Below are 13,982 nucleotides of genomic sequence, written 5' to 3' on the forward strand. Positions count from 1 at the left end.
GAGCCGAGGCATGACAAAGAACAAGGAAGAACTGCCCTACCTGATGCGGGCCTATGAACCGGTGAAGACCGAGAGCAGCCTGCTCGTCAGTTCGTCACCCTATCTGAACGATTACCGCATCCGTGAATGGGTGACGAGCCAGTGCCTGCGCCGCAATGGCAAGGACAATGCCCAGACATACGGCATTCCCATGCTGATTTCGGCAATGCGCGAAGTGCAGCCGCACGACCGTATCGACGAATTGTTCAACGAGGCCCGGCGCGACTGGCCCGAGTTGGACAAGTGGCTGGACGAACGCTGGCTGTCGACGCTGCGGCGCGACGATATGGCTTCGTGTCCGGAAGGGTCGATCGGCGGCATCTGGTACAAGCAGCTGGCGTCGGCGAACATGGAAGTCGACATCATCGAAGGGTTCGAACCGCGCAGCAGTTTCGAATACTTCTTCATGCGCGGCGTCCAAACGCATGACTTCATGCACATCCTTGCCGGGGGCGGGTTCAACTTCATCGGCGAGATCATTCCCGCCTATCTGAAGTACGGTAACCTGTTCCGCCATCTCGACCCCGAACTGGCCGGATTGCTGAATGCGCAGAACACCTTGCTGACCGGCCCGATGTTCATCCGTGGCCCGTTGCATTATCCGCAATTGTTCATGCGGATGTGGGATCTGGCCAATTACGCGATGGACGTGGGCCGCAATTCCGACCCGCTGTTCCTTCCGCGGTACGAGGATTGGCTGGACCTACCGCTGGAGGAAGCGCGCAAGAAGTTCGGCGTGCGCGGGGCGCGGACCATCGACACCACGCGCGAATCCGCGTTCTGGGACGAGACGGTCGATACGTGGCAAGAAGACGAGACGATGGAAGAGGCTGTCGCAGCCGAATAGGCATGCGGCCGATATCGAATAGGTGGCGCGTCCGGGTTGCCGGGCGCGCCCCTTTCGCGTTTTACCAGCCCTCGATCTCGGCGATGTTGCAGTCCTTTACGACCGCCATTGCGCGTTCGATCGCGTCCTTTTCGGCGGGCAGGCGCGGCGGCCGCGGATAGCCGCCGGGAAGTCCGAACTCACCCAGAACCGCCTTCGTAACCCGAATGCCGCCGTTGCCGTAAAGCGCCATGAAGAGGCGGAGCAGCGCGCCCCAGCGGTCGAGATAGAGCGCGTTGTCGCCAGCCCGTGCGGCATCGATCACGCTGCGGCAAAGTCTGGGCGCAAGGTTGGCTTCCGATGATAGGAAACCCTGACCGCCCAGCGCCATCGCCATGGGGGCCTGATGCGGCCCGCCGACGCAGATGTCGATCCGGTCGCCCAGTGCGTCGATCAGGCTGCGCAGGTAATTCGGATCCTGATGGCTGATGTTCAGACCGATCAGCTGGCTGTGATTTTCGAACAGGTCCACGATCACGTTGGCGGGAATGACATAGCCTACCGATTGATGCGTAGAGAGCACCAGCGGCATCGACGAATTGCGCAGCACTTCGCTGAAATAGGTCGATAGCTCGGTCGGAGTAGGTACGTGCCCGTGCCCGACATCCAGCGAATATATCTGTGCGGCGTCGACGCCCTTGGCCTCTGCCATATTGAGGAATTCGATCATCTGCCGCGCGGTTCGCGGCTCCACGCCCATCGCGCGGATCGGGGCCTTGCCCTTCAGTGTGCCGACCGCATGTTCGATCAGCATCGCGGTTTCGTCGAACGACATGGTGTAACCTTCGCCGCTGCCGCCACCACCGACATAGACGCCAACCCCGGCCTCTCCGATCCGGGTCAGGTGTGCTGCGAATGCATCGAGGTCGATTGAGCCATCTTCACGAAAAGGTGTGATGCTGATCGCGAAAGTCTGCAGCCGCGACAGGCGGTTTTCGGATGCCATTTGCACAGGGTTCCTTCCAATGTCGTTATGATTGTATCAGTGTATTTTCTTGCAAAGATGTTTCATGCGCCTAAGCAACGCGGTCTGGTTCGTCTTGCGATACAGGCGGGCGCCGTGAAATTCGGGGATTTGTTTGTTCGATGAGTGATGCCAGGAAACGTCGTTTGCGCCAGCCGCGCGTGGCCGAAATCGTGGCCAACGATCTGCGCGCCCGCATCCTTGGTGGCGACCTTTCCGACGGCGATCAGCTGCCTAAACAGGACGAGCTGATGAACGAATTCGGCGTCAGTCCGCCGGCCATTCGCGAAGCGTTTCGTATTCTGGAGACCGAGGGGCTGATCACCGTTCTGCGCGGCAATGTCGGGGGCGCGATCGTGCACCTGCCGCAGTCGGACAACGCTGCCTACATGCTCGGCCTTGTCCTGCAATCGCGGCAAGTTCCCCTCCTTGACCTGATAGAGGCGATGCGCAGGCTGGAACCTGCCTGCGCGGCCCAAGCTGCTTTGCGTAGTGATCGTGAAAGCACCGTGCTTCCGAAACTTCGCAAGAACATCGATGACAGTTTCGCCGCCATCGACGATCCGAACACCTTCATAGCGTTGGCCCGCAACTTCCATACAGAACTAGTCAGCGAATGCGGCAATGCCACAATGGCATTGGTTGTCGGCGCGCTGGAACGACTGTGGTCGGCACAGGTGGGCAAACTGGCGCTGGCCAGGGCTGAGCACGGCACTTTCGCGGACCGTTCGGTTCGCCTTTCGCTGGCGCGCGAGCATGAGCGAATCTACCGCGCCATCGAAGACGGCGATGCCCAGTCCGCCGAACGGGCGATCCTTGAACACTACGCCGACGGTGGCGGAGAGCGGAAGCACGGGTTCGACACCTCGCTGACGGTGCGGGCATCGATGGACCAGCGGACCTGATCCAATCGCGACCGCACCGCTGGTTGAAGCCTGCTTTAAGTCAGATTTCCAACCTGCTGACCACGCGGTCTTGGGTTGTGCGATCACGCTCTGTCGCGCGTTCGGCGATGGTGCCGATCAGGACGACGCCGGCCACTTTTTCACCGGGTGCAAGGTTCAGCAATTCCGTCGCGCGCGGATCATAGGCGTGCCACCCGGTCAGCCAGTTTGCGCCATATCCCAGCACGGCCGCTCCGTTCAGAAGGTTCATCGTCAGTGCACCGGCGGACAGTTCCTGCTCCCACTCGGGCACCTTGTGGCCCGGTGTGGGTGAGGAAATCACCGCTGCGATCAGCGGGGCCGAGGCCAGCTTGCGCGTGGAGATGCGGGACTTCGCGGCGTCTTCGCGGGTCTCTGCCAAGGTGAGAAGCTGTTCGATCCAGCGGGCTTTGCTCTCACCTTCGATCAATATGATTCGCCACGGCGCAAGCCGCCCGTGGTCGGGAACGCGCAGGGCGATCGTCAGCAGCCGATCCAGTTCCGCCTCGCTCGGTCCAGGGGCCACCAGCATGTCCGGCATGGTCGAGCGGCGCGTTTCGAGTACCGTCGCCAAATCGGACCCCGAAACCGGGGCCTGCTGCATTTCCTGCGATGTCATACTTGTTCCTAAGCCTTACTGAAAAGAGAACGGCGACACGCTTGTGCCTACTATCTTTAATAGTATTGTCGGCATTCACGAAATACCAGACCAAAAAGTGGTTGGGAGGAGAGGACGATGAAACTGGGAAAAGCCTGGGCCAAGGTCGCAGCAAACAAGACGGTCGTTTCGATTTCCGCAGTCGCCGCATGTCTTGCCTGCGCTGGGACGGCGCAGGCGCAGGACGCGGTCGGCTCGGACGATGACGCGGCGGCGGAAACGCGCTCCAGCCGTGGATTTGAGCAAATTATCGTAACCGCCCGCCGCCGTGCGGAAAGCGTGCAGGATACCCCGCTGGCGGTCAGCGCGATCTCTGCCGACGATGTCGAAGGGCTCAACATCACTCGCCTCGAAGGTCTGGAGCAGATGGCACCTTCGCTGCGCGTTTCGACCGCAAGCGGCAGCGGCAATGCCCCGGCCATTTTCATTCGCGGCATCGGCACGATCACCACGGCGCTTTATGCCGAACCGGCGGTCGGCGTTTACATCGATGGCGTCTATTCCCCGCGCGGCGCGGTCAACACGTTCGACCTGCCCGATGTCGAGGGCATCCAGGTCCTGCGCGGCCCGCAAGGTACGCTGTTCGGACGCAATACGACGGGCGGCGCAATCATCCTGACCACCAAGGGCCCGACCGCCGATCCCGGCGCGTCGATGCGCTTTTCCTATGGCACCGATAACGAAATCGTTGCCTCGTCCATCCTGCAGACCGGCGACATCGGCGGCACCGACTTCGGCCTGAAGCTGAGCGGACAAGTCCACACGCGTGACGGCTGGGTCGAAACGCCGGGATTTTCGCAGTCCAAATGGGGCGGAGCGTTGGAGGCCTATACCTTCGGCGCGGCGCTGGGAGGTGATATTTCCTCGGTCCTGAATTTCGACGGTCGCGTGCGTTACAACAAGGTTTCGTCGTACAACGGGTGGGAGCCGCTGGGCGGTTCTGCCAACGGTGTGGCGTACTATACTGGCGGTGAGGATCGCGGCGGGCCGCCGTTCGTAATCGGCGGCGGCGCGGACGACCTGACCTATCGCGATCCGCGTGCGGGCGATGGCAGGGCAACCGCGAAGTCGTGGATCGCATCGGGCACGCTGACCGCAAGCCTGAGCCACGCGCTGACGCTGAAGTCGATCACCGGCGGCATCTGGCTGGACCAGCAGTTCCGTGCCAACCTTGGCGGCGGTTATACCATCGGTCCGGTCATCAACCCGGTCGTGCCGGGGCAGATGGAATTCGTCTCTCCGCATACGACAACTGCGAACCCCGGCCGTGCGCGTCAGTTCACGCAGGAATTTCAGGCGCTGGGCGACATCGGTACGTTCAACTACGTTGTCGGCCTCTATTACTTCCGCGAAAAGACAGAAGAAGGCCTGACGACAATCATCAACTTCCCGGTTTCCGCCGGGGCGGCGATCCGTCTGGATACCGACAAGGGCTATGAAATCCTGTCGAAGTCCTACGCCGCCTATGGCCAGGTCGGTTGGAAGCCTGAATTCGCCGATGGCAACCTCGAGGTCACTGGCGGCCTGCGCTATACCGAGGACAAGAAGACCCTCGATTCCTTTGTCACCGGCGGCGCGGTGCAGGATGAAAAGAACACGTGGGACAACTGGGGGTGGAGCACTTCGGTCAGCTATAAGGTTACGCCCGACACCATGCTCTATGGCCGGGCCAGCTCGGCCTATCGTTCGGGCGGCTATAATGGCCCTACCGTCGGTGCGCCGCCGTTCGGGCCTGAAACCGCGACCACCTATGAACTCGGCTTCAAGGCCGACCTGTTCGACCGGATGGTTCGGTTCAACGGCGCGGTGTTCCAGACCGATTACAGCGACTTGCAGGTCAACGCGTATAACCCGCAGACCTTTGCGAATGCCATCACCAATGCGGGCAAGGCGCGATATCGCGGATTCGAGCTCGAGGCTGCCCTTCGGCTCGGCGGTTTCCAGCTGGACGGCAACGTCGGCCATGTTGATCCCGAGTACCAGGAGTACGAATACCTAATCGGCGGAACGGTAGAGGATGTCTCTGATTCGGCAAAATTCCCCTACGTCTCTTCGTGGACCTACCGCATCGGTGCGCAATACGAACTCCTGACAGGTAATGACGGAACCCTGACGTTTCGCACCGACTATTCCGGAAAGAGTAGCCCCTACGGTTATTCCGTTCCCGCGGCATCACCGAACTACCTCGTTGTCGAAAGGCTCGGATCGGACGAAAACCTCAGCGCACGGGCAACTTGGCGCGGGAATGTTCGCGGAGCGGGCATGTTTTTCCAGGTGTTCGGCGAGAACCTGACCGACAAGCGCGCGCTGACATTTGCGACAGATTTCAATTCGATCGTGTCGGGCGTTTACAGCCGTGGGCGTCGTTATGGCTTCACCGTCGGCGTGGATTTCTGACCCTGCACCCCGTTGACTCAAGGGTAGAATCGTCTATCCTATAAAAGATATAAAAGTAGGAGATAGAAAGTGCCTCTAGGAAGCTCGCGCCTGATTTCGGCGGATAGCCATTTCAACGAACCCGGCGACCTGTTCACGAAACGCGTTCCGGAGAAGTTCAAGGATCGCGCCCCGCGCATGGAAAGTTTCGAAGAAGGCGACGGCTGGGTCTTCGAAGGGCTGGAAGGCCCGCGCAATTTCGGCTGGAACGCCTGTGCCGGGCTTCAGCCCGAAGAGATGAAAGCGTGGATGCGTTTTGACGACATGCGCAAGGGCGGCTGGGACCCGGCCGAACGCGTAAAGGAGCAGGACCGCGACGGCGTAACCGCCGAGGTCATGTACCCGACCCCATCGATCCAGGCTGCGATCGCGCTGGTCGAGGATCCCGAATTCCACCTCGCGCTGGTACGTGCCTACAACGATTGGGTCTCGGAATACGTCGCCTATGATCCGACCCGTTTCTGCGGTCTGGTCCTTCTGCCCAACCGCAACGGCGCAAAGGCCGCGGTCGAGGAAATGAACCGCGTTCTGGGTCGCCCCGGCATGCGTGCCGTGATGGCGCAGGCTTATCCGAACGGCTCTGCCGTGATGAGCGAGGAGGAGGACTACCTCTGGGGTGCGATTCACGAACGTGATGTCAGCTTCAACATCCACGTCGCGCTGGGCATCTACAAGCCGAGCCCGCACAAGGCGAAGCTGCCTGGTTACGGTCGTTTCTTCGACGCGCCGAACCGCTGCATCGAGTTCATCTTCAACGGCGTTTTCGATCGCTATCCCAACCTGAAGGTTGCCTTTGCCGAAGTCGATTTCGGCTGGGTTCCCTATGTGAAGGAGCAGATCGACAACAACTATCAGCGCCTTGAGAAGGTCAACAAGTTCGGCCTGCAGCGTCTGCCCAGCGAATACATCGATGAGCATTTCTACTTCGGTTACATGACCGACAGTTTCGGGCTGAATAACCTGGATTCGATGAACCCGGATCGTGTGCTGTGGTCGACCGACTATCCGCACATCAGCGCAGACTATCCCTATTCGTGGCGCGTGATCCAGTCTTCGATGTCGGGCATTCCGGCAGAGACGAAGGCCAAGATCCTGCACGGCAATGCCGCGAAGCTGTATGGCTTTGAGGATGCCGAAGCGGCGCAGACTGCCAAGCCAGCAGTTGCGGCGGCTGCGTGAACTCTCCATGGCATGCGGCGGGCATCACGGATGTCCGCCGCATACCGCCTTGCGGATTGAATATGGTGAGGCAGGGCAGGCGCAGTTTCGACGACGTCAGGCTGCGCGATCAGGTGTTGAACGAAGTTAGCACCGACCCCCATCCTGACAGGGCAGAGGCCGCGCGCTTGGCCGTTGCCGAATGGGCGGGCGACCCTGACGCCGATCTTGTCGAATGCGCCCATGAATCCGCTTCGGACGAGATCGAGGCCGCGTTCTCGGGCTATGTCTACGCCCGCATCCTCGACGGCAGTCGCAAGGTTTTTGTGCGCGTTAACTGGGGCGACCGGCAGGCCGGTTCGCACGGTTGGGCAACGGTCTCGGCCGTGCTCGGCTGAATGCGGCGCCTCGCAGCGGGCCGATACCAATAGGCCGCAGCAGGCTTGCCGCCATGGCATCGTCGCCTTGGTTGACGGCCGTCAAACTGTTAAAGATAACAAAAACGGGTTTCTGGGCGACGAGGAATGATCGTGATCCATCGGCAAGACATGATCGCATGACGGATAAAGCCGCCTCTTTGCGCGCCGACCCCGCAGCTGCCGCGCGCTACAGGCAAAGCGGGGCCTGGGCGGACGATACGGTTTCCGGCCTAGTCGCGCGCCATGCGGTCGAAAAGCCGGACGCTGCGGCGTTTATCTTGCCGGAATCGCGGTATTCCTGGCGCCAATATCACCGTGCCGCCAATCGCATTGCCAGTATGCTAGCCAGCCTCGATTGCCCGAAAGATTCGCGGGTCGCTGTTGTGCTGCCCGATGGTGCGGCGGTTCATGCCGCCCTTGTTGGGATTGAGCGGACAGGGCTGGTCGCGGTTGGCATCGGCAGCCGGGCTGGCAAGGCGGAAATCGCTCACTTGCTGAAAAAGACCGAAGCGCGCGTGCTTATCGCGCATGAGGTCATGCGCGGCGGAACGCTGACTCAGCTGGCCAGCGATCTGTCGGACATGGGCGTTGCGGATTTGCAGACCCTGGCCGTTCCCGATCTGGCCGAGCAGCCGGATTGGTGCGACGGTGCCGGATCAGACCTTGTGGCGACCACTCAGGACGACCCCGACCGGCTGTTCCTGATCAATTCGACATCGGGCACGACGGGCATGCCCAAGTGCGTGATGCATACGCAGAACCGCTGGTTCTACTTTCACAAGCTGGCCGCAGAGGCGGGAGATTTTGCCAAGGACGAGGTATTCCTTGGCGCGGTCCCGGCACCCTTCGGATTCGGCCTCTGGACATCGCATTTTTCACCGGTTGCGCTTGGCGCGCCGACGGTGCTGTTGCCCAAGTTCGATGCGGCGCTGGCGCTCGAAATGATCGAGCGGGAGCGGGTGACCGTGCTCTGCTGCGTCAGCACGCAGTTCATCATGATGCTGAACACGCAGGATGTCGGCGCGCGCGATCTGTCGTCGCTGCGCAGCATGTTCACCGGTGGTGAAGCCGTGCCCTATCACCGCGCCGCCGAGTTCGAGGAAGTGACCGGCGCGCACGTGCTCCAGTTCTACGGGTCGAACGAAACCGGCGCGCTGAGCCGGACGACCCACCGCGACACGCGCGAACGCCGCCTGAAAACGGCAGGCCGCGTGATCGAAGAGATGGAGGTCCGGCTTTTCGACCCTGCGATCGGTCAGGATATCGGATCCGACGATGGATCGGGCCGGGGCCAACCCGGATGTCGCGGGCCGGCGACATGCCTTGGGTACTGGAACGATGTAGAGGCCAATGCGCGGCTGTTCACGGACGATGGCTGGATGTTGATGGGCGACATCGTCGAGATCGACGACGAAGGCTATCTGAGCGTCGTCGGCAGAACCTCGGAATTCATCATCCGCGGCGGCAAGAACCTGTCCGCCCCGGCGATTGAGGCTGAGGTTGCGACCCATCCCGGCGTCGCGATCTGCGCCGCCGTTGCTGTGCCCGATCCGGTCTTTGGCGAGCGGGTCTGCATCTTCGTCGAACCGCGCGGCACGAATGCCCCGACGCTGGACGAGATCACCGATCATCTTCAACAGCGCGGCGTCAGTCGGGAATGGTTTCCCGAATATTTCGTCGTGATGGACGAACTGCCCCGATCCTCCGGCAGCAAGGTCGCCAAGGGCGAACTGGCCGAAGAAGCGAAGCGGCGTTGGGCGATACCGGCATGACGTACCAGAACATCGAATTCGCCGTCGACGGCGCAACGGCCCGGGTCACGTTGGCTCGTCCGGACAAGCTCAATCCGCTCGACTGGTCCACGGTCAAGGAACTGAAGGCAGTCGTGGCCGAGATCGACGCGATGTCCGAAGTTCGCTTCGTGATCCTGACCGGCGCGGGCCGCAGCTTTTCCGCCGGGGGCGACCTTGACGGGTATATCCGCCTTTATGCAAATCCGGACGAATTCGCGGCATTCCTTGAAGACTTCTTCGCGATGCTGACGGGTATAGAGCAATCGTCCGCGATCTGGATCGCCGCCGTCAACGGCGTGACCGTCGCGGGTGGGCTGGAGCTGTTGCTGGCGTGCGACCTTGCGATCATGGGCAGCAGCGCGCAGATCGGCGACGGCCACCTGAATTTCGGACAGTTGCCGGGCGCTGGCGGTTCGCAACGCCTGCCCCGGGCGATAGGCCTGTTGCGGGCCAAGCACTTGATGCTGACCGGCGAACTGCTCGACGCCGAAACGTGTGAGCGCTGGGGGCTGGTTACGCGCGTGATCGCTGACGATGCCCTGATCGCCGCGGCGGAGGAACTGGTCGCAGGTATGATGGGCAAAAGCCCGGTCGGTCTGCAGGACATGAAACGCCTCGCCAACATGACGCTCGACACTCCGTACAGCCAAGGGCTGCGCGACGAGATCGCCTTTGTCCATCGCTATGCGACGACCGAACCGGATGCGACCGAAGGCCTGATGGCCTTCAAGGAAAAGCGCGAACCCCGTTTCGGCAAGCCCAAACCCCAGGAGCCATAATGTTCAAGTTACGCGACAAGTACGCGATCGTCGGAATCGGCAACACCGACTATACCAAGGCATCGGGCCGCACCGTGCGCAGCCTTGCAACCGAGGCCAGCGTGAAGGCCATCCACGATGCCGGTCTGGAAGTGGCCGACATCGATGGCATGGTCAGCTTCAACTTCAACGACAGCGCCCCCGCGATGGGCGTCGCCACCGAGATGGGGATCGAAGACATTGGCTATGCCGTCGACTATGCGGCCGGCGGCAATGGCGCGAACCTGATCACACTGGCCGCCTGTGCCGCGATAGAGGCCGGGCTGGCCGAAACCGTTGTGTGCTTTCGCGCGATGAATGGCCGTTCGGGCTTTCGCCTTGGCGGCGGGCGCGACATGGCGGCTTATGGCGTAACCCAGTTCACCGCGCCGCTGGGCTGGATCACCTATCCGCAGGCGATGGCGATGTGGGCGCGTCGTCACATGATCGATTACGGCACTTCGCCCGAACACTGGGCCGAAATCGCCACGACGTTCCGTGACAACGCCATCCGCAATCCGCGCGCGATGCAACGCACGCCGATGACGAAGGACGATTACTTCAATTCTCGCCAAATCGTCGATCCGTTCCGCATGTACGACATCTGCCTTGAAAGCGACGGCGCCTGCGCGGTGGTCATCACCTCTGCAGAACGGGCGAAGGATCTAAAGCACAAGCCGGTCTATATCATGGGCGGCGCCTATGGCGGCGGGCCCAGCCAAGGCGACGACCTGTTCGACGCGATCCGCTGGCCCAGTCATTCGCACAACTGCTTCAAATATATCGCCGACGACTTGTGGAACAGCGCGGGCGTCGGGCCGGAAGACGTCGATGTGGCGCAAATCTACGACTGCTTCACCTATTCGGTGCTGATGGCTCTCGAAGGGCTGGGCTTCTGCAAGGAGGGCGAGGGCGGTCCGTTCGTCATGGGCGGGCGTATCGCCAAGGGTGGCGAGCTGCCGCTTAACACCGCCGGGGGGCTGTTGTCCGAGGCCTACATTCACGGGTTCAACCACGTGCTTGAAGCGGTGGAGCAATTGCGCGGCGATGCCGGCGACCGTCAGGTCGAAAACGCAAAAATCTGCCTGACGACCGCGGGCGCGATGACCTGTGGCAGCGCCATGGTGCTGAGGAACTGACATGAACACATCTGCCGATAGCTACGCCGGTCCGGTCCCGGGCCCCGATCCCGAAACCCAGCCGTTCTGGGATGCGATGAATCAGGGCAAGTTGATGGTTCAGCGCTGCCCCGACAGTGGGCAGTACCTGTTCCCACCAACGACGTTCTGCCCCGGATCGCTGCAGACACCCGAATGGACCGAGGTCAGCGGACGAGGGCGCGTGTTCAGCTGGATCGTCGTGCGCCACCCGGTGCCGCGCGATATCTTTGCCGACAAGGTGCCTTACGTCGTTGCGCTGATCGAACTGGACGAAGGTTGCCGCATGACGGGCAACATCATCGGGTGCGAGCCTGAGGACGTGCGCGCCGATATGGCGGTAGAGATCGCCTTCAACCGCGTGGCTGAGGGCATTACCCTTCCGGCGTTCCGGCCCGTGGCGGATTGATTCGATGACCGCGTCCGACCTTGCCGATCCGTTCGCCGCATCGCCCCTTCTGCGCGGATTGCGCGACATGGACCGTGCGCAACTGGAAGCGCTTCAGCTCTCTCGCGTACAGGCATTGTGCAAGCGGCTTTATGCCAAAAGCGCATTCTATCGCGAACGGATGGATGCGGGCGGATTGGCGGGGGGAGAGGTCGACAGCCTCGACCGCTTTACCAAGGCGATGCCGACGTCGAACAAAGCCGATTTCCTTGCCGACCAGAAGGCGCACCCGCCGTTCGGTACAAGACTGGGCGTGGATCGCGACAAGGCGGTGCATATCAGCATGACCAGCGGCACATCGGGGCAAGGTCAGGAAATCTATGGCCGCACCCAGCGCGATGTGCACATGCTGGGCTATCTCCACGCCCTGCCGTGGTACATGGCGGGCCTGCGCAAGGGCGATACCGCGCTGAATTGCGTTCCCGCAGGCGGGATGACGACCGGTGGCTGGGGGCCGGGCGAGGCACTGCGGATCATGGGCGCGACGGGCTTTCACGTCGGCGGCAACATGTCGACCGAGAAGAAGATCGACCTGATGCTGGGCCTTGGCGGGGTGAATTTCATCTACGCCTCCACCAACTACATGCATACACTGACAGAGGCGTTGCTGGCGCGCGGCATCGTCCCGCGTGAGGCTTTTCCCGACATGCACGGGGTGTTCATCGCGGCAGAAGGCTATCCCTTGGAATGGGCGGCCAAGATCGAGGAGCACTGGGGCTGCCGCCTGCAGGAAGGGTATGGCAGCACGCAGTTGAACGGATTTGGCGGATCGACCGGATCGGCGGGGGTGTTCCGTGGCGATGGACGTGGCCTCATCCGACTGTTCGAATGGGAATCGATGGTCGAAATCGTCGATCCCGAAACGCTGCTGCCGGTCGCTCCGGGCGAAACGGGTGAGATGGTCGTTACCAACCTTACGGTCGAGGGCAGTCCCGTCGTCCGGTTCCGCACCGGCGATGCCGCGCGCTTCATCCCGTGGCAGGATGCCGGAGGAGGCGTTTGGAACGCCATCGAATGCGGCACGATCGGCCGGTTCGACGACATGATGAAGATCCGCGGAAACAACGTCTGGCCATCGATGATCGACGCTGCGGTCTTCGCGCATCAGGAAGTGGGCGAATACAAAGGGCGCCTCTTTACCGGCCCCGGCGGCAAGACCGAGATAGAGGTTCGCGTGGCCATCGCCGAACACCACGCCGATCTTTGCGCGGAAGACCGCCAAAAGCTGTTGGGGAGTGTGCGCGAGGCGATCAAGGGCCGCACAAACGTCTGGATGACGGTGGTCGAGGCTCCGCGCAGCGAGTTCACCGATTTCGCTTATAAAGCACGCCGCTGGTCCGACGAGCGGCAGGAGGGGTACCAGCTTTGACACAGGCCGAAGCAACGCAGGACGAAGGCGCGGTTCTGGCGCAGATGCAGACGCTGGCGCGGCAACTGGCGCAGAGCGACGATGCGCTGATGGGCGGTCAGTACGAATACCTGCTGGCTCGTATCGAGGCGCTGATCGAAATTCGCGGCGGCATCGCGTCGTGACATCTCTGGACCGGTTTTCGCTGGAAGGGCAGGTCGCGGTCGTCACTGGTGGCGGTGGCGGCCTTGGCTCTGCCGGGGCGCAGGCGATGGCAGAGGCGGGCGCGGACATCGTGCTGATTGCGCGCAACCGCGCCAAGCTGGAAGAGTCGGCGACGGCGGTCGAAAAGGCGGGGCGGCGTGCGCTGATCCTGCAAGCCGACGTTACCGAGGAAGCCGCGCTGGCCGATGCGGCCGTGAAGGCCAAGGCTGCGTTCGGGCGTGTCGACATCCTGTTCAACAATGCCGGGATCACCAATCCGCAGACAGTGCTGGACATCGATCCGGCAGAATTCGTGCGCATCCAGCAGGTGAACGTGGTCGGTGCCTATCTGTCCCTGCGCGCCTTCGCGCCCGCCATGATCGAGCGGAACTATGGCCGGATCATCAACATGGGTTCGATACTGTCGGCGCGCGGCATGGCCAATCGCGCCGCCTATTGCGCGTCGAAGGCGGGGTTGGCCAATCTGGGCGCGGCCTGCGCGTTCGAATTCGGTCCGCATGGGATCACGGTCAACACATTGGCGGCGACGGTGATCGTTACCGACCTTAACCGCGAACTCGTGCGCACCCAGCCCGAGCTTTACGACGGCATCGTGCGGCGCACGCCGATCGGGCGATTGGGAGAGGTCGAAGATCTGCTCGGCGCGCTCCTGTTTCTCGCTTCGCCCGGATCGCGGTTCGTGACCGGGCAAACGCTGTTCGTGGATGGCGGATATACCGCCGGATAATCAG

At 61.9% G+C, this 13,982-nt stretch carries 14 protein-coding genes; 12 read left to right on the forward strand and 2 right to left on the reverse strand.

What is annotated here, in order from left to right; genetic code table 11:
- Positions 1-10 precede the first annotated feature (10 nt).
- Positions 11-886 carry a Coq4 family protein gene (locus tag AB433_RS04870; RefSeq protein WP_047820151.1) on the forward strand — a complete coding sequence of 292 codons (876 nt, stop codon included), beginning with the start codon at positions 11-13 and terminating at the stop codon, positions 884-886.
- A 61-nt stretch (positions 887-947) separates the two neighbouring features.
- Here the strand turns inward: AB433_RS04870 and AB433_RS04875 are convergent, their stop codons facing one another.
- Entirely contained in the window at positions 948-1,871 is a 924-nt protein-coding gene (locus AB433_RS04875) for a dihydrodipicolinate synthase family protein (RefSeq protein ID WP_047820152.1), read from the reverse strand.
- A gap of 140 nt (positions 1,872-2,011) precedes the next feature.
- On the opposite strand from AB433_RS04875, the gene AB433_RS04880 reads away from it, so the two are divergent.
- Complete coding sequence (locus AB433_RS04880; RefSeq protein WP_047820153.1) at positions 2,012-2,794, forward strand: FadR/GntR family transcriptional regulator; 783 nt, start codon at positions 2,012-2,014, stop codon at positions 2,792-2,794.
- A 40-nt stretch (positions 2,795-2,834) separates the two neighbouring features.
- Here AB433_RS04880 and AB433_RS04885 read toward each other — a convergent pair whose 3' ends face one another.
- Positions 2,835-3,431, reverse strand: a complete 597-nt coding sequence (locus AB433_RS04885; protein ID WP_047820154.1) for a nitroreductase family protein — start codon at positions 3,429-3,431, stop codon at positions 2,835-2,837.
- A 117-nt stretch (positions 3,432-3,548) separates the two neighbouring features.
- Between AB433_RS04885 and AB433_RS04890 the strand changes: the two genes are divergently transcribed.
- The 10 genes from AB433_RS04890 (at position 3,549) to AB433_RS04930 (ending at position 13,978) form a co-directional block, all read left to right on the forward strand.
- Positions 3,549-5,867: a TonB-dependent receptor gene (locus AB433_RS04890; protein WP_047820155.1), complete on the forward strand. Its 2,319-nt coding sequence runs from the start codon at positions 3,549-3,551 to the stop codon at positions 5,865-5,867.
- Positions 5,868-5,936: 69 nt separating this feature from the next.
- Positions 5,937-7,085: an amidohydrolase family protein gene (locus AB433_RS04895; RefSeq protein WP_047820156.1), complete on the forward strand. Its 1,149-nt coding sequence runs from the start codon at positions 5,937-5,939 to the stop codon at positions 7,083-7,085.
- Positions 7,086-7,150: 65 nt separating this feature from the next.
- On the forward strand, positions 7,151-7,462 hold the full coding sequence (locus AB433_RS04900; protein ID WP_156170677.1) for a hypothetical protein: 312 nt from the start codon (positions 7,151-7,153) through the stop codon (positions 7,460-7,462).
- A gap of 158 nt (positions 7,463-7,620) precedes the next feature.
- Complete coding sequence (locus AB433_RS04905; protein ID WP_047820158.1) at positions 7,621-9,255, forward strand: class I adenylate-forming enzyme family protein; 1,635 nt, start codon at positions 7,621-7,623, stop codon at positions 9,253-9,255.
- Entirely contained in the window at positions 9,252-10,055 is an 804-nt protein-coding gene (locus AB433_RS04910) for an enoyl-CoA hydratase/isomerase family protein (RefSeq protein ID WP_047823345.1), read from the forward strand. Before AB433_RS04905 ends, AB433_RS04910 begins: the two co-directional genes overlap by 4 nt.
- On the forward strand, positions 10,055-11,212 hold the full coding sequence (locus tag AB433_RS04915) for a thiolase C-terminal domain-containing protein (protein ID WP_047820159.1): 1,158 nt from the start codon (positions 10,055-10,057) through the stop codon (positions 11,210-11,212). Before AB433_RS04910 ends, AB433_RS04915 begins: the two co-directional genes overlap by 1 nt.
- Before the next feature lies 1 nt (position 11,213).
- Positions 11,214-11,639, forward strand: coding sequence for a Zn-ribbon domain-containing OB-fold protein (locus tag AB433_RS04920; RefSeq protein ID WP_047820160.1), 426 nt, complete (start codon positions 11,214-11,216; stop codon positions 11,637-11,639).
- Between the two features lie 4 nt (positions 11,640-11,643).
- On the forward strand, positions 11,644-13,047 hold the full coding sequence (locus AB433_RS04925; RefSeq protein WP_047820161.1) for a phenylacetate--CoA ligase family protein: 1,404 nt from the start codon (positions 11,644-11,646) through the stop codon (positions 13,045-13,047).
- A complete protein-coding gene (locus tag AB433_RS20765; RefSeq protein WP_169749304.1) occupies positions 13,044-13,211 on the forward strand; it encodes a hypothetical protein in 168 nt (55 codons plus the stop codon). The genes AB433_RS04925 and AB433_RS20765 overlap by 4 nt, the downstream gene beginning before the upstream one ends.
- Positions 13,208-13,978, forward strand: a complete 771-nt coding sequence (locus tag AB433_RS04930; protein ID WP_047820162.1) for an SDR family NAD(P)-dependent oxidoreductase — start codon at positions 13,208-13,210, stop codon at positions 13,976-13,978. The genes AB433_RS20765 and AB433_RS04930 overlap by 4 nt, the downstream gene beginning before the upstream one ends.
- Positions 13,979-13,982 lie beyond the last annotated feature (4 nt).

This window comes from Croceicoccus naphthovorans (assembly GCF_001028705.1).
GTDB classification, from domain to species: Bacteria; Pseudomonadota; Alphaproteobacteria; order Sphingomonadales; family Sphingomonadaceae; genus Croceicoccus; species Croceicoccus naphthovorans.